Source organism: Streptomyces sp. Edi2 (assembly GCF_040253635.1).
In the GTDB taxonomy this organism is placed as follows: Bacteria; Actinomycetota; Actinomycetes; order Streptomycetales; family Streptomycetaceae; genus Streptomyces.
In genome coordinates this window covers 6,573,307-6,593,192 of the sequence record NZ_JBEJGX010000003.1, presented here as the reverse complement: position 1 = coordinate 6,593,192, position 19,886 = coordinate 6,573,307, and the positions used below count along the sequence as shown (strand labels likewise).

The window sequence follows — 19,886 nt, the reverse complement described above, 5'->3', positions numbered from 1 at the left end:
GGTGCGGCGGCGCCGTGGCGCTTGTCCGAAGCGTAGTAATCGGCGGGGCCGTCTCTCCGTGGTGGAGGGGAGCGTGTGGGATGGGGTGGAGGGGGCACGCGGACCCGCGGTGGGGGGGCGGAGGGAGCGTAGGGGCCGCCGTGGAGGAGACGGAGGGAGCGTACGGAGCGCGGCGGAGGGGCGTACGGGGGCGCCGCCCGGGGCAGGCCGGCCCCTCACTCCCCGCCGGCCCGGCTCCTTCCCCTGGCCTGGCTACTCCCCCGGGGCGCCCGACGTCGCTTTGAGCGCCAGCCACAGCTCCATCCGGACATCCGCGTCGTCCAGCGAGCGGCCCAGGATCTCCTCCACCCGCCGCATCCGGTAGCGCAGGGTGTGGCGGTGTACGCCCAGGTCGGCGGCGGCCGCGTCCCACTGGCCGTGCCGGGCGAGCCAGGCGCGCAGCGAGGCCACCAGGTCACCGCGTCCCCGGGCGTCGTGCTCCCGCAGCGCCCGCAGCAGCCCGTCCGCGAAGGCACGGACGGCGTCGTCGGCGAGCAGCGGCAGCACGGAACCGGCCGCCACATCCTCGTGCTCGACCAGCGCACGGCCGCGCCTGCGGGCCACCGACAGCGCCTGCTCGGCCTGGCGGTAGGCGTTCGCGGCGGCCATCGGCCCGGTCGGCGCCGACAGCCCGATGGCCACTCCCGCCGCGTGGCCCGCCTCGGCCCTCCCTGCCCGGCCACCCGACCGCGGCTGCCCGCCGGTACGGGCCTCGACCGCGGCGGCGTACGCCGCACAGGCATCCGCGGCCGCCCCGCCGTTCGCCACCAGCACGATCAGCCGGCCGCCGTCCGGCACCGCGAGCACCGCCTCACCGGTCCGCGCGGCCGCGGAGTCCATCGCATCGGCAAGCCCGTCGAGAACGCCCGATGCCCCGCCGCCCGCGGCCGCCGCCGATCCCTGCTCCTCGCCGGCCACCGCTTCCGCGACCACCATCCGGAACGGCGCGTCCAGCAACCCGCCGTAGAGCCGGCCCGCCACCGCCCGCGCATGGTCCGGCTCCCCCGCGAGCAGCATCTTGAGCACCGCGGCACCGAGCCGCTGCTCGGCGTCCTGCAGCGCCCGGGACCGCTCGGTGGTCAGGGTGAGCAGCGCGACCGCGGAGTGCACGGCGTAGCGCTCGGCCGTGCCGAGCGGCGCACCGGTCCCGACCGCGAGCACACCGCGGGCCCGGCGCCCGGTGCCCAGTGACTGCAGTTCGACCCGGTCGTCTCCGTCGGTGTCGCTGACGACCGAGCTGGCGGGGGCGGGCCGCTCGCGCAGCCGCCCGACATCATCGGCGAGCCGGGCCGCGCGGCGGGCCGCCCAGTCGGGGGCGGCGGCCACCACCGCGCCCGACGCGTCGTAGAGCGCGGCCCAGCCGTCCAGATGCGCCGCGAGCCGGGCCAGCAGCTCGGCCGGCCCCTCGGCGCTGAGCGCCGCCCGGGTCAGCTCCCGCTGCGCCTCGAACCCCGCGGTCACCGCGCGGTACTGGTCGGCGGCGACGGCGGCCGAGACCGCCTTGCTGATCGCGATGAACGGGGTCCTGCGGGGCACCCCGAGCAGCGGCAGCCCCTGCTCCCCGGCTGCCTCGACCAGCGCCTGCGGAACGCCCTCGTAATTGACCCCGACCGCGAATCCCAGCCCGACGACCCCGGCCTCCGCGACCCGCCGCACATACCTGCGGGTCGCCTCGGCGTCCTCCGCGTCCAGCTTGAGCGCGGTGATCAGCAGCAACTCCCCGCCCTCCATGTAGGGCACCGGATCGATCAGCTCACTGGCGTGCGCCCAGCGCACCGGCACCTCCAGCCGCCCTTCGCCCGCGAGCACGGTCAGCTTGAGCGCGGTGTGGTTGACCAGGGAAGCGAGGGTGTGCGGCATGGAACCTTCATGACGTCGACGACTGCGTGGGACGACCAGGGGGACGGCAACCGGCCACCGACCCGGTCACAGACCGATTCTTTACGCCGCCTCGTATGAACGGCCACTGCCGATTCTGCCTCAGCGGAGGAATCCGGGGGAGCTCCGCTCCAGCCAAATCCGCCCGGCCCGGCGGGCACGGGCCCGCGACGAGGGGGCGACGGGGGCCTTGCCACCCCGGTCGCCCCCATCAGCGCCCACGAACCGACCACCGACCGTCCGACCGGCGCCGGCCGGCCCCCACCGCCCTCAGGACCGCAGATCCACCAGCACCGGCGGCGCATGCTCCCCGGCCACCGAGGTCACCGAGAGGACCGCATGACCGGGCGGAACGGCGTTGGCGAGATCGGAGGCGGACCACCGCTCGCGCTCCACGGTGCGCACGGTGACGGCCTTGGCGGTGACCGCCTTGCCGGTGACCAGGTGACGGAAGAGGTGGAATGCCTTCATCGCGGCACCCTCCGCAATGATCTGCCGGTCCGTCACATCACGGGTCTCCACCCACTCCTTGCCCCACACCTCGGCGAACCTGGCACCGTCCCACGTCGTCACGCCCGCGAACGCCATCCGGCAGCCGACGGTGCCCAGCAGCGTGCCGCGCAGCGCATCGGGGATGTCGTCCAATGAGCGCAGCGTCAGCACCGCGCCGGCGTTCGCCGAGCGCAGCCGCTGCAGACCGCGCAGCGCCTCGGCCGTAATCGTGTGGGCGGCCTCGTCGAGCACCAGGCAGGCGAACAACGAGCGGTCGGCGCGGGCCACCGCACACTCGGTGAACTGCGCCAGAACCAGCCGGGCGAGGATCCGTGACGCTTCCGCATGGCCGCGCTCGGGCAATTCGACACGGACCCGCAGCGGATGGTCGAGGGCGCGCAGGGAGACCTGGCGGGTTCCTCCCGTGGGGTCGAAGAACGGGGCGAAGGCGGGCCGGTCCAGGAGGGCGAGGCGGTCGGCGAGGAGCACGCCGGGATCGCCGGGGCGCTCCGACTGGCGCACCCGGGCGTCGAGTTCGCGCAGCAGGGTCTGAGCGCCGCCGTCCTGCAGGGCGGTGCGCAGCGCGGACATCGCCGAGGGGGCGCCGTCCAGCAGTTCGCGCAGCTCGGGAACGGTGGGGAAGCGGTCATGGGCGGCCCGGAAGGGGCCGAGCAGCTGGGCCAGCGCGGTCGCCGCGCGCCGACTGTCGCCGCCCGGCAGCTGCTCGGCGAGATCGCCGACCAGTGCCTCCGCCAGGATGCCGGCCGCCTCGTCGGGGTCCGTGGTGCCGCCGTACAGGTCGAGGTCGCAGTCCGGATCGGGGCGGCCGACCCTGACCACCACGTCGAACGCCTCGTCAGGACCGAGGTCGGAACCGGCCGGTCCGACGGCGATCACCGCGGACTGCCCGGCCAGCGCCTGCAAGCACATCGACTCCACCACCGGTTTGACGACCCGGGTGGTCTTGCCGCTGCCTGCGGGCCCGACCGCGAGCAGCGAGGTGCCCAGCACCCCCGGGTCCAGCGCGCATCCGGCGCCGCGGTGCTGGTACGGGTTGCGCTGGTGGTCGGCGGCGGTGCCGATACGGACCTGGTGGGCGAGCAGATCGTGATGGGCGGTCCGCCGCGGGAGGTCGCGCCGCCCGGACGGGTGCGCACAAGCCGCCGCACCCTGCCGGAGCACGGTGTCGGTGAAGGAGGCCAGGGAGTTCTTGCCGGACCGCACCGAGCGCCAGGCGCGCTCGATCCTGGCCACATCCACATCGTTCATCCGGCCGGCCTGCGCCTCGGCGGTGAGCTTTTCGGCGGCGTCCGCGGCGCCGTGCGCCCGCAGGTCGGGCCACTGCGCACGGTCGGCGGCGGGCTGGGGCCTGGGGACGGCGGGGCCACCGTTGCGGAAGCGGCCGAGGACCGGTCCCAGGAAGCGGCGGACGAGCTCCGGCCAGCGGCCCATGCGGCCGAAGACGACGACCAGAAGCGCCAGCACCAGCCCGTAGTAGAGGTAGGTGGCCCAGACGTAGACCATCTTGTCGCCGCCGGCCGACCGCCAGGAGTCCGGGGTGAGCAGCAGCAGCGGCCAGAGCCAGTAACCGCCGAGGTATCCGTTCCACAGCAACGACCACAGCAGCCACCCGCACAGGAACGAGATCACCGCGCCGCTGATCAGCTGCCGTCCGGGGACCCGGTCGGCCTCCTGCGCGGGGCGGGGCCGGTGACCGTAGGTCCAGATGCCGGGCGCGGCGCCGGGGCGCGGGGTGCGCAGCCAGCTCAGCAGCGCCGGTTCGACAGCCGCGGAGCCGCGGGGCGCGGTGGCCGGCGGGGTGGCGGGCATGGTCGGCACGGCCGGCGGGGCGGCGGGCGGTGGCGGGGTGCGCGGCCCGGCGGCCGGCGGGGTGGGTGGTGCCGCGGGGCGCGGCACCGCGGGTTCGGGTCGGTGCGCTCCGTCCGACCGCTGGGGAGCGGTGTGCTGTGCGTCGTGCGTGCCCTCGGTGTCCATCCGGTGCCCCTTGTCCCCCTTGAGCCGTGGCCTGCTGCGTCCTGGCGCCGCCGGCCGCGTCGTGCGGCCGCGGTGCCATTGTCATGCCCGCGCTGGTGTCCGCCGCTGCCGGGCGCGCCGCCGCACAATCTACTGGCCGCGGCCCGCCGCTATGTCCGGTGCGGACAACGCAACACGCGCACTTCTCCCGAACGGAACATGCCAGACCCGCCCGGCCGCCCCTAGCCTGCGAGAACAACACCTCTGTACGTCCCCCGTTCCACTCCAGGAGACTGCCATGACCGAACTGTCCGGAGGCCCGGCCCTCCCCCAGGAGCGTCGCGTCGTCACCGCGATCCCCGGCCCGAAGTCGCAGGAGCTGTGGGCCCGTAAGCAGGCCACGGTGGCCGCCGGCGTCGGTGCCGTGCTGCCCGTGTTCGTCAAGCGCGCGGGTGGCGGCGTCCTGGAGGACGTGGACGGGAACTCGCTGATCGACTTCGGCTCCGGCATCGCGGTGACCTCGGTGGGCAACAGCGCGGAGGCGGTCGTCCGCCGGGCCACCGCGCAGCTCCAGGCGTTCACCCACACCTGCGCCATGGTGGCGCCGTACGAGCCGTACATCGAGGTCTGTGAGCTGCTGGCCGAGCTGACGCCGGGCGACCACGCGAAGAAGTCGGCGCTGTTCAACTCCGGCGCGGAGGCCGTCGAGAACGCCGTCAAGATCGCCCGTGCCTACACCAAGCGCCAGGCGGTCGTCGTCTTCGACCACGGCTACCACGGCCGGACGAACCTGACGATGGCGCTCACCGCCAAGAACATGCCGTACAAGCACGGCTTCGGCCCGTTCGCGCCCGAGGTCTACCGCGTCCCGCTGGCCTACCCCTACCGCTGGCTGACGGGCCCGGAGAACTGTGCGCAGGAGGCCGCCGACCAGGCCATCTCGCAGATCACCAAGCAGATCGGCGCGGAGAACGTCGCGGCGATCATCATCGAGCCGGTGCTCGGTGAGGGCGGCTTCATCGAGCCGGCCAAGGGCTTCCTGCCCGCGATCGCCGGCTTCGCGAAGGAGAACGGCATCGTCTTCGTCGCGGACGAGATCCAGTCCGGCTTCTGCCGTACGGGCCAGTGGTTCGCGTGCGAGGACGAGAACGTCGTCCCGGACCTGATCACCACCGCCAAGGGCATCGCGGGCGGCCTGCCGCTGGCCGCGGTCACCGGCCGCGCCGAGATCATGGACGCCGCGCACGCGGGCGGCCTGGGCGGCACCTACGGCGGCAACCCCGTGGCCTGCGCCGCGGCGCTGGGCTCGATCGAGACCATGCGCGAGCAGGACCTCAACGCCAAGGCCCGCCGGATCGGCGAGGTCATGAAGGCCCGGCTGAACGCGATCGCGGAGAAGTACGACATCGTCGGCGAGGTCCGCGGCCGCGGCGCGATGATCGCGATCGAGCTGGTCAAGTCCGGTTCCAAGGACCCGAACCCGGAGGCCACCGCCGCGCTGGCCAAGGCCTGCCACCAGGAGGGCCTGCTCGTCCTGACCACCGGTACGTACGGTAACGTGCTGCGCTTCCTGCCGCCGCTGGTCATCGGCGAGGACCTGCTGGGCGAGGGTCTGGACATCCTCGAAAGCGCCTTCGCCTCGCTCTGAGCGGCACGCAACGGACGCCCGCGGACACGACGACGGGGCGGCAAGAACCCCGGCGCGGCCCGGGACACGGCTTCTCCCGTGTCCCGGGCCGCGCCCGCTTCGTATCCGTGGACGCGCCCTTGGGTGCCCTCGTGGACGTGCTCGGCCACGTACCCCTTCTGTACTGATTTCTCTGCTCATTTCCGTGCGGACGCGCGTAACTGGAGGCATCGCGTGAAGAAGATGTGCGGGGCCGATGGCGGCCGGGTAATGCGACTGTCCGGGGCGCTCGCGGTGCCGTACGGTTCCTGCAGATGAGAGAAACACCCCGCTCGCAGGGGACTGCGGGCGACGCCCGGTCGGCACTTCCCCGGTTCCGATCAGGCCGTGCCCTCGCGCACAACACCGGTGCCCCTGTCACAGGGGTTTCCGGGAATCCTCACCGATCGGATGTCCGCCCGCCCCATACCCCCCGGGGCGCGCGGGACACCGGTCAGCGCGGCCGCCTCGGAACCACCCCCCCTGTTCCGAGGCGGCCGAACCTTTTTCCCTCCGCGGACCCGTCGGGTCACGGCTCCCTGCGCTTCTCGCCGCTGACGGCCGGTCTGCTCAGCGCCTTGCTCTTCGCCGTGCTCACCTGGCAGGTGGCCGGTCACGGCCCGCTGCGCACCCTCGACGAACGGCTCGGCCGCATCGTTGCCTCCTGGAGCATCCCCGCCGGGCTCGCCGAGTTCTTCGCCGATCTCGGCAATACGGCCGTGGCACTGCCGGTGCTGTCGGTGGTCATGGTGTGGGTGGGGTGGACGGGGTGGCGGGCCGGCCAGGGTGTCAGGAGCATCGAGGCGGGCGAGGACGTCGAGGGCGGCGGCGAGGGCACGGTCCACTGCCCTGCGCCGGTGCGCTGGTGGCTGCCGCCGCTCGCCGCCGGCCTCGCACTGGCCGCGGTGCCCGCGCTGGTCGTCCCGCTCAAGCTGTGGCTCGCCCGGCCGGGCCCGCCGCAGATGGCCGGCGCTGCGCCCGCCTTCTACCCGTCGGGCCATGGCGCCACGGCGGCCGTGGCGTACGGCGTGGCCGGGCTGTTGCTGATCCGCGGCCGGCGGGGTGTGCGGGCCGGCGTCGGCGCGACCGCCGCCCGTCCGCACCCTCCGGCGGCCGCCACCACGCCCACGGCCTCGGGCACGCCCACCGCCTCGGCCCAGGTCACGCCCAAAGTCAGCGCCACGGCCCCGGTCACCGTCGTGCTCGTCGCCCTGCTCAATGCGGGCGTCGGCATCGGCCTGGTGCGCCGGGGCTATCACTGGCCGCTGGACGTCCTCGGCAGCTGGTGCCTGGCCGGCGTGCTGCTCGCCGGGTGGTGTGCGGTGTGCGAGCGGTGGGCCGGCGGCGGGGGCCGGGTGGTGCGCGGTGAGTGACCGGTGGGACGGTGGCCGGGGCCGGGCGGTGCGCCGGGAGGCGTCCGACGGGGCGGGGCCGGACGGCCCCTGACCCCGGCCGCGGCGTACCGTCCGGCCGCACCAGGGGCGTGCCACGCACCGTCGCCCGCCCCTCGTGGGACGTCAGCAATCGAGGACCGTCATCGCCCGCCCCCGCAAAGGGGATCGCCCCCCGCCCCGTTGCGCGTCAGCTGTCGAAGCCCAGCCCCACCTTGTCCATGGCCTTCAGCCACAGATTGCGGCGTCCGCCATGGGTGTCGGCCCGGGTCATCGACCACTGGGTGATCCCGATGCCGGCCCAGCGCAGCGGCTCGGGCGGGAACGGCAGCGGCTTGCTGCGGACCATCTCCAGTTCCGTACGCTCGGTGCGCTCGCCGGAGAGCAGGTCGAGCATCACCTCGGCACCGAAGCGGGTGGCGCCCACGCCGAGTCCGGTGTAGCCGACGGCATAGGCGACCCGTCCTGCGTGCGCGGTGCCGAAGAAGGCCGAGAAGCGGGAGCAGGTGTCGATGGCGCCGCCCCAGGTGTGGGTGAAGCGCAGCCCCTCCAGCTGCGGGAAGCAGCGGAAGAAGTGCCGGGCGAGCTTTTCGTACGTGGCCGGGTGGTGGTCGAATTCGGCACGGACGCCGCCGCCGTAGCGGTAGACGATGTCGTAACCGCCCCACAGGATGCGGTTGTCCTCGGTGATGCGGAAGTAGTGGAAGTGGTTGTTGGAGTCCGAGAGGCCCTGGCGGTTCTTCCAGCCGATGGCGGCGAGCAGTTCGTCGGTCAGCGGCTCGGTCATCAGGGCGTGGTCGTAGACCGGGACGACGTACGGGCGGACCCGCTTGACCAGCGACGGGAAGGCGTTGGTGCCCAGTGCCACATGGCGGGCGAAGACCCGGCCGTAGGGCGTACGGACGGCCATGCCCAGGCCTTCGGACGCGAGGTCGGTGGCCCGGGTGCGCTCGTAGATGCGGACGCCGAGCCCCAGGCAGGCCTGCTTCAGGCCCCAGGCGAGACGGGCCGGGTTGACCATGGCGACGCCGTCGCGGTCCCACAGGCCGGCGAGGAAGGTCGGCGAGTCGACCTGGGCGCGCAGGGCGTCCTGGTCGAGGAAGGTGTGCCGGTCGAGCCCGAGCCCCGCGGCGTCCTCGGCGAACTCCTCGAGTTCGGCGATCTGGTGGGGCTCGGTGGCGATGTCGATCTCGCCGGTGCGCTCGAAGGCGCAGTCGATGCCGTAGCGGGCGACGGCCTCCCCGATGGCGTCGAGATTGCGGATGCCGAGCTCTTCGAGGGTGGCCAGTTCGTCCGGCCAGCGGGCCAGGCCGTTGCCGAGGCCGTGGGTGAGGGAGGCGGCGCAGAAGCCGCCGTTGCGCCCGGAGGCCGCCCACCCGATCTCGGCGCCTTCGATGAGGACGACATCGCGCTCGGGGTCGCGTTCCTTGGCGATCAGTGCGGTCCACAGTCCCGAGTAGCCGCCGCCGACGACGAGCAGATCGCAGGTCTCGTCGCCGACGAGGGCGGGCCGGGCGGCCGGGCGGTCCTTGTCGGCCAGCCAGAAGGGGGTGGGTTCGGCGTCCGCGAGCGCATACGCGGCGGACGGGGTCATGGCAGCTCGTGCCATGGTTCTCAGCTCCTTTTGCTCCTCTTGCGGCGGGCCCCGGCCAGCTGGCCCATGACTACGCACAACACGGCGACCAGGAACATCGCCGTGCCGATGACATTGATCTGAACGGGAGTGCCCCGCTGCGCCGATCCCCAGACGAACATGGGGAAGGTCACGGTGGACCCGGCGTTGAAGTTGGTGATGATGAAGTCGTCGAAGGACAGGGCGAAGGACAGCAGGGCGCCGGCCGCGATGCCGGGGGCGGCGATCGGCAGCGTCACCCGCAGGAAGGTCTGGACGGGTGAGGCGTAGAGGTCCTGGGCGGCCTGCTCCAGTCGCGGGTCCATGCTCATCACCCGGGCCTTGACGGCGGTGACCACGAAGCTCAGGCAGAACATGATGTGCGCGATGAGGATCGTCCAGAAGCCGAACTGGATGCCCATGTTGAGGAAGAGGGTCGCCAGCGAGGCGGCCATGACGACCTCGGGCATCGCCATCGGCAGGAAGATCAGGGTGTTGACGCCGGAGCGGGCGCGGAAGCGGTAGCGGGCCAGCGCGAACGCGATCATGGTGCCGAGGACGGTCGCCCCGACGGTGGCCCACAGCGCGATCTGCAGGCTCAGGCCGAGCGAACCGCACAGGTCGGCGACGCCGCACGGATCGCTCCAGGCGTCCGTGGAGAAGCGCTGCCACTGGTAGTTGAAGCGGCCGTTGGGCTTGTTGAAGGAGAAGACCATCACCACGAGGTTGGGCAGGATCAGATAGCCCAGCGTGCACAGGCCCGCGATGGTGATGATGTGGCGGCGCAGCCAGCGCAGGCCCCGGTTCGGGGTGCGGGCCGCGGCGGCTCGGGTGGTCTCGTGGACGGCCATCAGACCAGGTCCTCCGTCCCGGACTTGCGGATGTAGAGGGTGACCATGGCGAGGATGGCCGCCATGAGGAGGAAGGAGAGGGCGGCGGCGGTCGGGTAGTCCAGGACCCGCAGGAACTGCGACTGGATGACGTTGCCGATCATCTTCTGGTCGGTGGAGCCCAGCAGTTCGGCGTTGATGTAGTCACCGGCGGCCGGGATGAAGGTGAGCAGGGTGCCGGCGACCACACCGGGCATGGACAGCGGGAAGGTCACCCGGCGGAAGGTGGTGGACGGGCGGGCGTAGAGGTCACCGGCGGCCTCGTGGAGGCGCGGGTCGATGCGCTCCAGTGAGCTGTAGAGCGGCAGGACCATGAACGGCAGGAAGTTGTAGGTCAGTCCGCAGACCACCGCGAGCGGGGTGGCCAGCACCCGCTGTCCTTCGGTGAGGCCGAGCCAGCTGGTGACGTCCAGGACGTGCAGCGCGTTCAGGAGGCCGACGACCGGTCCGCCGTCGGCCAGGATGGTCTTCCAGGCGAGCGTACGGATCAGGAAGCTGGTGAAGAACGGGGCGATGACCAGGATCATCACGACGTTGCGCCAGCGGCCGGCCTTGAAGGCGATGAGGTAGGCCAGCGGGTAGCCCAGCAGCAGGCAGAGCGCGGTGGCCACGGCGGCATAGCCCACCGAGCGGACGAACTGCGGCCAGTACTCGCCCAGCGCGTCCCAGTAGGTGGCGAAGTGCCAGGTGACCTTGAAGCCCTCTTCGAGGGAGCCGGTCTGGATCGAGGTCGACGCCTGGTAGACGAGCGGGGCGGCGAAGAACACGATCAGCCACAGGATGCCGGGCAGCAGCAGCCAGTAGGGGACGAGGCGCTTGCGGGCGGGGGTCTTGCGCACCTCCAGGGGGGCGGCCCCGGCCTGCCCGTCCGGTGGCGCGGGCGTCTCGGTCGTGGTCATGCGGCCTCCTCGTCGAGGTCCGCGCCGGCCTGGATGTCCTGGGTGGCATCCAGCCCGAAGGTGTGTGCCGGGCTCCAGTGCAGGACCACCTCGGCGCCGGGGACCAGGCGCCCGTCGCGCTCGATGTTCTGCTCGTAGACGGCGAGTTCGCCCAGGCCCGGAGCCTCGATCACATACTGCGTGGAGACTCCGATGAAGCTGGCGTCCTTGATCCGCGCGGGCAGCCGGTTGCGGCCTTCGGCGAGGGACCCGGCGTCGTCGGCGTGCGCCAGGGTCACCTTCTCGGGCCGGAAGCCGGCGAGCACCTTCTCGCCGGTGCGGGCCGTGGCGCTGCACCGGCCGGCCGGCAGCCGCAGCGTGGCGGCACCGGCCTTGAGGACCAGTTCCTCGCCGCCGGCCTCGACGACCTCGGCCTCGATGAGGTTGGAGGTGCCCAGGAAGTTGGCGACGAAGGTGCTGCCGGGGTTCTCGTAGAGGTCGGCGGGGGCGCCGAGCTGTTCGACCCGGCCGCCGTTCATCACGGCCACGGTGTCGGCCATCGTCATGGCCTCCTCCTGGTCGTGGGTCACATGCACGAAGGTGATGCCGACCTCGGTCTGGATGCGCTTGAGCTCCAGCTGCATCTGGCGGCGCAGCTTGAGGTCGAGGGCGCCCAGCGGCTCGTCGAGCAGCAGCACCTGCGGGTGGTTGATCAGCGCGCGGGCGACCGCGACCCGCTGCTGCTGGCCGCCGGAGAGCTGCTGCGGCTTGCGGCGCGCCATCGGGCCGAGCTGGACGAGGTCGAGCATCTCCTCGACCTGCTTCTTGACGGACTTGATGCCGCGGCGGCGCAGGCCGAAGGCGACGTTCTCGTAGATGTCCAGGTGCGGGAAGAGGGCGTAGTTCTGGAAGACGGTGTTGACCTGGCGCTTGTAGGGCGGCAGGGCGGTGACGTCCTCGCCCGAGAGCTCGACGGTCCCGGTGGTCGGCTCCTCCAGTCCGGCGATCATGCGCAGGGTGGTGGTCTTGCCGCAGCCCGAGGCGCCCAGCAGCGCGAAGAAGGAGCCCGCGGGGACGGTCAGGTCGAGGGGATGAACGGCGGTGAAGGAGCCGTAGGTTTTGCTTATCCCGTGGAGGCGGACGTCGCCGCCGCTGCTCTGGGGGGTCGCGGTGTGGGTCATGTCGGTCGTCCCGTGGGTCGGAGGGCGAAACGGCTCGGGCGGGCCCGGCGGGTGGGGTCAGGCGCCGGTGAGGTCGGAGAACTTCTGGGCGAACTCCTTGTTCTCCTTGGCACTCAGGGCACGGAAGGAGTGCGACCGGGCCGCCATCTCCTTGTCCGGAAGGATCAGCGGGTTGTCCGCCGCCTTCTTGTCGATCTTGGCGAGTTCGTCGCGCACGCCGTCGACGGGGCAGGCGTAGTTGATGTACGCCGCGAGCCGGGCCGCCGCCTTCGGCTCGTAGAAGTAGTCGATGAGCCGTTCGGCATTCTGCTTGTGGCGGGCCTTGTTCGGCACCATGAGGTTGTCGGTGGACACCATGTAGCCGGACTTGGGGACGGCGTAGGCGATGTCCGGGTTGTCGTTCTGGAGCTGGACGACGTCCCCGGCCCAGGCCACACAGGCGGCCAGGTCGCCCTTGTCCAGGTCGTTGGTGTAGTCGTTGCCGGTGAAGCGGCGGATCTGCTTGGAGTCGACGCCCTTCTGGAGCCGGGCGAGGGCCGCGTCGTAGTCGTCCGCGGTGACGTCCTCGGGGCGCTTGCCCATGTCGAGCAGGGTCAGGCCGACGCTGTCGCGCATCTCGGAGAGGAAGCCGACCCGGCCCTTGAGCTGCGGGTCCTCCAGCAGCTGGCTGATGGAGTCGACCTTCTTCCCGCCGGTGGCCTTCTTGTTGTACGCGATGATCGCCGGGATGCCCTGCCAGACGTAGGAGTGCGCCCGGCCCGGGTCCCAGGCGGGGTCGCGGTACTGCGCCGAGAGGTTGGCGTAGGCGTGCGGCAGGTTGGCCGGGTCGAGCTGCTGGATCCAGCCGAGGGAGATCATGCGTGCGCACATCCAGTCGGTGAGCACGATCAGATCGCGGCCGGTGTCCTGGCCGGCCGCCAGCTGGGCCTGGATCTTGCCGAAGAACTCGTCGTTGTCGTTGATGTCCTCGGTGTACTTGACGGCGATGCCGGTGCGCCGGGTGAAGCGGTCCAGCGTCGGCCGGTGCTTGCCGTCCTTGCTGACGTCCATGTACTCGGTCCAGTTGGAGAAGTTGAGGCGCTTCTCCGCCCTGGAGTGGTCCTCGGAGCGGCCGGCGTCCGTACGGCCCGCGGGCGGGATTCCGCAGGACGCCAGGGCCCCGAGGCCGCCGGCCGCGGCCGCCATGGCGCCCCCCGCGCGCAGCAGGGAGCGGCGGGTCATGGCGAGCCGGCCGTCGGTCGCACTGCGGCGCATGGCGGTGAGTTCGGCCGCGGACAGGGGTTCGGGCTGCTCGTGGTGCTCCATGCGCAGTGCCCTTTCAGGGGATGAGCCCGGCGCTCGGCCGGTGATGACGAGGCCCGCGGCGCCGGCCGCAGGGAAAGGGCCCCGGGGGCCCAGGCGGGGCGTCCCTTACGGGCGGTCCCCGAAGACCGTGCGGTGCCAGTCCTTGCGCGCCACCGCGGTGTTGTCGTACATGACGTGCTTGACCTGCGTGTACTCCTCGAAGGAGTAGGCCGACATGTCCTTGCCGAAGCCGGAGGCCTTGGCCCCGCCGTGCGGCATCTCGCTGATGATCGGGATGTGGTCGTTGATCCAGACACAGCCCGCGTTGATCTCGCGGCTGGCGCGGCCGGTGCGGTAGACGTCCCGGCTCCAGGCGGAGGCGGCCAGCCCGTAGGGGGTGTCGTTGGCCAGCGCGATGCCCTCGTCGTCGCTGTCGAAGGGCAGCACGACCAGCACCGGACCGAAGATCTCGGACTGCACGACCTCGCTGTCCTGGGCGGCCCCGGCGATCAGTGTGGGCCGGTAGTACGCGCCCTTGGCCAGCTCCCCCTGGGGCGCCTCGCCGCCGGTGACGACGGTGGCGTAGCCGCGTGCCCGCTCGACGAAGCCGGCCACCCGGTCGCGCTGGGCGTGCGAGATCAGCGGGCCCAGGTCGGTGGACGGGTCGAAGGGGTCGCCGAGCCGTACGGTCGCCATCAGATCGGCGACGCCGCTGACGAAGGCGTCGTAGAGCGGGCGCTGGACGTAGGCGCGGGTGGCGGCGGTGCAGTCCTGGCCGGTGTTGATCAGCGCGCCGGCGACCGCCCCGTGGACGGCGGCCTCCAGGTCCGCGTCGTCGAAGACGACGAAGGGGGCCTTGCCGCCGAGTTCGAGGTGCAGCCGCTTGACGGTGCCGGTGGCGATCTCGGCGACGCGCTTGCCGACGCCGGTCGAGCCGGTGAAGGAGGTCATCGCCACGGAGGGGTGGCCCACCAGGTGCTCGCCGGCGTCCCTGCCCGCCCCGGAGACGATGTTGATGACGCCGTCCGGCAGCCCCGCGCGCCGGGCGGCCTGCGCGAACAGCAGCGAGGTGAAGGGGGTGATCTCGGCGGGCTTGAGGACGATGGTGTTGCCCGCGGCGATGGCCGGCAGCACCTTCCAGGCGGCCATCTGCAGCGGATAGTTCCACGGGGCGATGGAGCCGACGACACCGATGGGCTCACGGCGGATGACGGAGGTGTGGTCGGCGCTGTATTCGCCGGCCGCCTTGCCTTCCAGATGACGGGCGGCGCCCGCGAAGAACGCGGCGTTGTCGACCGAACCCGGTACGTCGAACTCCTCGCTGAGCTTGATCGGCTTTCCGCAGTTCAGCGATTCGGCGGCGGCGAGGTCGGCGGCGTCCTCGGCGAGCGCGGCCGCGAAGTGGTGCAGGGCGTCGGAGCGCTCGCCCGGCGTGGCACCGCCCCACTCCGAAAACGCCCGCTGCGCTGCCTGCACAGCGGCGTCCACATCCGCCGTACCTGCGAGTTCATAGGAGTACACCGTCTCGCCTGTGGCCGGGTCCACGACGGCCTGGGTACGTCCGGAACTGCCGCTCCGGAGACTGCCTGCGATGAATTGGGCGCCCTCGGCGAACCGCTCGGTGGCATCGAATCGGTGATCCATGGTGTTCTCCTCCGCCGGGCACCGGGGCCGCTCAGCGGCACTGCCTGGCGTAGCTATTTCCGGAATCGATGGCCGATCTTGACAGAGTAAAGGGGTCTCAACAAGGGATTCCGTTGTTGCCTTTTGGTTACGCGACGAATTCTGCGATTCTTGCCGTACAAGCCCCGACACGTTGTCAGTGCCCGCTGACAGAATCCCGGCATGATGCACGACGTCACAGGGATCACCACGGGGGAAGCTGCCGGGCGCGCCGCGGACGGGCCGCGCTCGGTCGGGGAACTGTGCCGCGCCACCGCCGGCGGCAAGCCCGTCAAATACGTCCATTTCTGGGGCCACAGCCCCCGGCGCGACGGCAGCCTCGGCCCGAGCTGCTTCAGCCAGTGGTGGCCCTCCCCCTTCACCGTGGACGGGGTCCGGTACGCCACCGCCGAGCACTGGATGATGGCCGGCAAGGCCAGGCTGTTCGACGACGCGGAGGCGGAGCAGCGCGCGATCGCGGCAGGGCACCCCAAGCAGGCCAAGGACGCCGGGCGCCGGGTCCGCGGCTTCGACGAGGAGACCTGGCAGCGGCAGCGCTTCGGCCTGGTCGTCGAGGGCAGCGTCCATAAATTCGGCCAGGACGCCGCGCTGCGGGAGTTCCTGCTGGGCACGAACTCCCGGGTACTGGTGGAGGCCAGCCCGATGGACCGCATATGGGGCATCGGACTCGCCGCGGACGACGAGAGGGCCGCGGACCCGGAGCGCTGGCGGGGTCTGAATCTGCTGGGCTTCGCGCTGATGGAGGCACGGCAGATACTGCGGGAAGGGGGCGGCCCCAAGCCGTAGGCCGGGCCTTGGGTGGGCCGGGCTTTCCGGCTCGAAGCCGTGGGCCGGTTTTTTTGGGGGCCGGGGTTTGGGGGGCCGGGGCTTCCCCGGGGGGCCGCGGCTCCCTGGGAGGCAGGGCGCCGAGGCCGGTCCGCAGACCTGCGCCCCGCGGCCGCCCGCGCCCCGCTTAGCATGACGGGGCCTCTCCGCGCACACTGCGCATCCCTTGTCCAGGAGGAACCGTTGTCCGATCTCGATGCCTTCATCGCGGGCCTGCCCAAGGCGGAGCTGCACGTCCACCACGTCGGGTCGGCCTCCCCGCGCATCGTCGCCGAGCTGGCGGCGCGGCACCCCGACTCCGCCGTCCCCACCGACCCCGAAGCGCTGGTCGACTACTTCACCTTCCGCGACTTCGCGCACTTCATCGAGGTCTACCTCTCCGTCGTGGACCTGATCCGCGACGCCGAGGACGTCCGGCTGCTGACCTACGAGGTCGCCCGGGACATGGCCCGCCAGCACATCCGCTACGCCGAACTGACCGTCACCCCCTTCAGCTCGACCAGCCGTGGCATTCCGGACGCCGCATTCGTCGAGGCCATCGAGGACGCCCGCAAGGCGGCGGAGTCGGAGCTGGGCGTGGTGCTGCGCTGGTGCTTCGACATCCCCGGTGAGGCGGGCCTGGCGGCCGCCGAGGAAACTGCCCGGATCGCCTGCGACCTGCAGCCCGAGGGACTGGTCTCGTTCGGGCTCGGCGGCCCCGAGATCGGCGTCGCCCGCCCGCAGTTCAAGCCGTACTTCGACCGCGCCATCGCCGCCGGTCTGCACTCCGTGCCGCACGCCGGCGAGACCACGGGCCCCGGCACCATCTGGGACGCACTCACCGAACTCCGCGCCGAGCGCATCGGCCACGGCACCAGCGCCCCCCAGGACCCCGCGCTGCTCGCCCATCTCGCCGAGCACCGCATCCCGCTGGAGGTCTGCCCCACCTCCAACATCGCCACCCGCGCGGTGCGCACCCTGGAGGAACACCCGCTCAAGGAGATGGTCGACGCGGGCGTGCTGGTCACGATCAACAGCGACGACCCGCCGATGTTCGGAACGGACCTCAACACCGAATACGGCGTAGCCGCCCGGCTGCTGGGCCTGGACGCGGACGGTGTGGCCGGCCTCGCCCGGAACGCCGTCACCGCCTCCTTCATGGACACCGCCGCCAAGACGCGGCTGACGGCCGAGATCGACAGCTACACGGCGGCCTGGCGCGGATAGCCACGACGGCGGCCGGCGAGACGGCACAGGGGGCGTACGGCACAGGGCCGCCCCCTGTGCCGTACGCCCCCTGCAATCCCTACAACCCCTACAACCCCACGATCCCGTTCCACTCCTTGGCGAATGCGGGCCGCTCCTTGGACGTGATGTCGCGGGCGATGGCCAGCCGCTTGCGCATCGCGTCATCGGGGAAGATCAGCGGGTCCTCGGCGAGCGCGGCGCGCTCCTTGTCCTTGGACGAGGCCAGCACCTCGCGCGCGGCCGGTACGGGACAGACGTAGTTGACCCAGGCGGCCAGCTCCGCGGCGACCTCCGGCCGGTAGTAGTAGTCGATCAGCCGCTCGGCATTGCGCTTGTGCTCCGCGAGGTTGGGGATCAGCAGGCTCTCCGCCCAGAGCTCGGCGCCCTCCTGCGGCACCACGAACTCGATGTCCGGGTTGTCCGCCTGGAGCTGGATCACATCGCCCGAGTAGGCCTGCGCGGCGAGCACGTCCCCGGAGTCCAGGTCCTTGATGTAGTCGTTGCCGGTGAACCGCCTGATGTGGCCCTTGCTCACCAGGCGCCGTATCCGGTCGGTCATCCGGTAGAAGTCGTCGGCCTTCCAGCGGGTGATGTCCACCCCCTCGCCCTGCATCAGCAGTGCGAACGACTCGTCGAGCCCGGAGAGCAGGGTGACCCGGCCGCGCAGATCGTCCTTCCACAGGTCGGAGGTGTGCTTGATCTCCCGGCCGAGCTTCTTGCGGTTGTAGGCGATGCCGGTGATCCCGGACTGCCAGGGCACGGAGTGCGTACGGCCCGGGTCGAAGTGCGGGGTGCGCAGCAGCGGATCGAGGTGCGCGGCGACATGCGGCTGGGCCGCCCGGTCCATTTTCTGCACCCACCCCAGCCGTACGAACCGGGCGCACATCCAGTCGCTGATGACGATCAGGTCCCGGCCGGTGCTCTGATGGTTCATCAGCGCGGGGCTGATCTTGCCGAAGAACTCGTCGTTGTCGTTGATCTCCTCGGTGTACGTCACGGAGATCCCGGTGCGCCGCTCGAAGGCGTCGAGGGTGGGCCGGCGCTGCTTGTGGTGCTCGTCGACGTCGATATAGAGGGGCCAGTTCGCGAAGACGAGCCTGTGGTCCTGTGCCGACCGGTCCGCTCCGCCGCGGTCCGCCTCCTTGACGTACGCGGGCGGCACCCCGCAGCCGGTCATGGCGGCCAGCGCCCCCGTCACACCCATTCCGCCCATACCCCGGAGCAGCGCACGCCGCGAAAGATCAGCCATGGCGTGCACTCTCACGTGCCGCGGGCGGAGGCGGCAAGAGACAGAGCGTCCATTGCCGGGCCTCCGCCCGCGACGGTGTGTCGAGCATTCCGCGCCGCCCGACGGTGCGGATCCCCGGATCGGCCGTTGGGCCGGCCCGGATCGGCCGGGTCAGCCGTCCAGCGAGGTCATCACGTGCTTGATGCGGGTGTAGTCGTCGAAGCCGTAGGCCGAAAGGTCCTTGCCGTAGCCGGACTTCTTGAATCCGCCGTGCGGCATCTCGGCGACCAGCGGGATGTGGGTGTTGATCCACACACAGCCGAAGTCGAGGGTCTTGGACATCCGCATGGCGCGGGCGTGGTCCTTGGTCCACACCGAGGACGCGAGCGCGTACTCGACGCCGTTGGCCCACTGGACCGCCTGCTTCTCGTCGGAGAAGGACTGGACGGTGATGACCGGGCCGAAGACCTCGTGCTGGACGATCTCGTCGTCCTGCTTGAGGCCCGAGATGACGGTCGGGGCGAAGAAGTAGCCCTTGTCGCCGACCTGTTCGCCGCCCGCCTCGATCTTGGCGTGCGCGGGCAGCCGCTCGATGAAGCCCTTCACCTGCTTGAGCTGGTTGGCGTTGTTCAGCGGGCCGTAGAGCACGTCCTCGTCGTCGACCGCGCCGGTCTTGGTCTCCGCGGCGGCCTTGGCCAGCGCGGCGACGAACTCGTCGTGGATGGACTCGTGGACCAGGACACGGGTGGCGGCCGTACAGTCCTGGCCGGCATTGAAGTAGCCGGCGACCGAGATGTCCTCGACGGCCTTGGGGATGTCGGTGTCCTCGAAGACGACGACCGGCGCCTTGCCGCCCAGCTCCAGGTGGACCCGCTTGAGGTCCTTGGAAGCGGACTCGGCGACCTGCATACCGGCCCGCACGGAGCCGGTGATCGAGGCCATCGCGGGGACCTTGTGCTCGACCATCAGGCGGCCCGTCTCGCGGTCACCGCAGATCACGTTGAACACGCCGCGGGAGTGGCCCAGTTCGTCCAGCACGCTGCCGATGATGTCGGCGATCAGCACCGTGGAGGCCGGGGTGGTGTCCGACGGCTTGATGACGACGGTGTTGCCCGCGGCCAGCGCCGGGGCGAACTTCCACACGGCCATCATCATCGGGTAGTTCCACGGCGCGACCTGGGCGCAGACGCCGACCGGCTCACGGCGGATGATGGAGGTGAAGCCGTCCATGTACTCGCCGGACGCGCGGCCCTCCAGCATCCGGGCGGCACCCGCGAAGAAGCGGATCTGGTCCACCATCGGCGGGATTTCCTCGGACCGTACGAGCGCGATCGGCTTGCCGCAGTTCTCGGACTCGGCGGCGATCAGTTCCTCCGCCCGCTCCTCGAAACGGTCGGCGATCTTGAGCAGGACCTTCTGGCGCTCGGCCGGGATCAGGTCGCGCCAGGCGGGGAAGGCGGCCTCGGCGGCAGCCATGGCCGCGTCCACATCGGCGGCGGCCGAGAGCGGGGCGGTGGCGTACGCCTCACCCGTGGCGGGATTGACCACCTCCGTGGTCCGCCCGTCGGCGGCGTCCCGGAACTCCCCGTCGATGTAGTTGCGCAGACGACGCAGTGCGGTGGTCACTGTGCGCCCCCT

Annotated in this window: 14 protein-coding genes; 4 read left to right on the top strand and 10 right to left on the bottom strand. The window is 71.6% G+C overall.

Annotated features, from left to right (window positions below; translation table 11 throughout):
- Positions 1–252 precede the first annotated feature (252 nt).
- A complete protein-coding gene (locus ABR737_RS32435; RefSeq protein ID WP_350254375.1) occupies positions 253–1,899 on the bottom strand; it encodes a PucR family transcriptional regulator in 1,647 nt (548 codons plus the stop codon).
- A 288-nt stretch (positions 1,900–2,187) separates the two neighbouring features.
- Complete coding sequence (locus ABR737_RS32430) at positions 2,188–4,404, bottom strand: ATP-binding protein (RefSeq protein WP_350254373.1); 2,217 nt, start codon at positions 4,402–4,404, stop codon at positions 2,188–2,190.
- A gap of 277 nt (positions 4,405–4,681) precedes the next feature.
- On the opposite strand from ABR737_RS32430, the gene gabT reads away from it, so the two are divergent.
- Together gabT and ABR737_RS32420 are read left to right on the top strand one after the other, a co-directional pair.
- Complete coding sequence (gene gabT / locus ABR737_RS32425; protein WP_350254371.1) at positions 4,682–6,031, top strand: 4-aminobutyrate--2-oxoglutarate transaminase; 1,350 nt, start codon at positions 4,682–4,684, stop codon at positions 6,029–6,031.
- A gap of 596 nt (positions 6,032–6,627) precedes the next feature.
- Positions 6,628–7,422 carry a phosphatase PAP2 family protein gene (locus ABR737_RS32420; protein ID WP_350254370.1) on the top strand — a complete coding sequence of 265 codons (795 nt, stop codon included), beginning with the start codon at positions 6,628–6,630 and terminating at the stop codon, positions 7,420–7,422.
- A gap of 208 nt (positions 7,423–7,630) precedes the next feature.
- On the opposite strand, the gene ABR737_RS32415 is transcribed toward ABR737_RS32420, so the two are convergent.
- The 6 genes from ABR737_RS32415 to ABR737_RS32390 form a co-directional block, all read right to left on the bottom strand.
- Positions 7,631–9,049: an NAD(P)/FAD-dependent oxidoreductase gene (locus tag ABR737_RS32415; RefSeq protein ID WP_502964419.1), complete on the bottom strand. Its 1,419-nt coding sequence runs from the start codon at positions 9,047–9,049 to the stop codon at positions 7,631–7,633.
- Positions 9,050–9,054: 5 nt separating this feature from the next.
- Positions 9,055–9,903 carry an ABC transporter permease gene (locus ABR737_RS32410; RefSeq protein WP_350254368.1) on the bottom strand — a complete coding sequence of 283 codons (849 nt, stop codon included), beginning with the start codon at positions 9,901–9,903 and terminating at the stop codon, positions 9,055–9,057.
- Complete coding sequence (locus ABR737_RS32405; protein ID WP_350254366.1) at positions 9,903–10,841, bottom strand: ABC transporter permease; 939 nt, start codon at positions 10,839–10,841, stop codon at positions 9,903–9,905. The genes ABR737_RS32410 and ABR737_RS32405 overlap by 1 nt, the downstream gene beginning before the upstream one ends.
- The gene (locus ABR737_RS32400; RefSeq protein WP_350254365.1) at positions 10,838–12,001 is read right to left on the bottom strand and encodes an ABC transporter ATP-binding protein; all 1,164 of its coding nucleotides are present in this window, start codon (positions 11,999–12,001) and stop codon (positions 10,838–10,840) included. Before ABR737_RS32400 ends, ABR737_RS32405 begins: the two co-directional genes overlap by 4 nt.
- A 57-nt stretch (positions 12,002–12,058) precedes the next feature.
- Positions 12,059–13,306 carry a polyamine ABC transporter substrate-binding protein gene (locus tag ABR737_RS32395; protein ID WP_350254364.1) on the bottom strand — a complete coding sequence of 416 codons (1,248 nt, stop codon included), beginning with the start codon at positions 13,304–13,306 and terminating at the stop codon, positions 12,059–12,061.
- Positions 13,307–13,411: 105 nt separating this feature from the next.
- Positions 13,412–14,929, bottom strand: coding sequence for a gamma-aminobutyraldehyde dehydrogenase (locus ABR737_RS32390; RefSeq protein WP_350254362.1), 1,518 nt, complete (start codon positions 14,927–14,929; stop codon positions 13,412–13,414).
- 201 nt (positions 14,930–15,130) lie between these two features.
- Here ABR737_RS32390 and ybiA point away from each other — a divergent pair, with 201 nt between their 5' ends.
- Both ybiA and ABR737_RS32380 read left to right on the top strand, forming a co-directional pair.
- On the top strand, positions 15,131–15,754 hold the full coding sequence (ybiA, locus tag ABR737_RS32385; protein ID WP_350254361.1) for a riboflavin biosynthesis intermediates N-glycosidase: 624 nt from the start codon (positions 15,131–15,133) through the stop codon (positions 15,752–15,754).
- Positions 15,755–15,925: 171 nt separating this feature from the next.
- Positions 15,926–16,999, top strand: coding sequence for an adenosine deaminase (locus ABR737_RS32380; protein ID WP_502964418.1), 1,074 nt, complete (start codon positions 15,926–15,928; stop codon positions 16,997–16,999).
- An 88-nt stretch (positions 17,000–17,087) separates the two neighbouring features.
- Here the strand turns inward: ABR737_RS32380 and ABR737_RS32375 are convergent, their stop codons facing one another.
- Entirely contained in the window at positions 17,088–18,269 is a 1,182-nt protein-coding gene (locus ABR737_RS32375; protein ID WP_350254358.1) for a polyamine ABC transporter substrate-binding protein, read from the bottom strand.
- A gap of 150 nt (positions 18,270–18,419) precedes the next feature.
- Positions 18,420–19,874: a gamma-aminobutyraldehyde dehydrogenase gene (locus tag ABR737_RS32370; RefSeq protein WP_350254357.1), complete on the bottom strand. Its 1,455-nt coding sequence runs from the start codon at positions 19,872–19,874 to the stop codon at positions 18,420–18,422.
- Positions 19,875–19,886 lie beyond the last annotated feature (12 nt).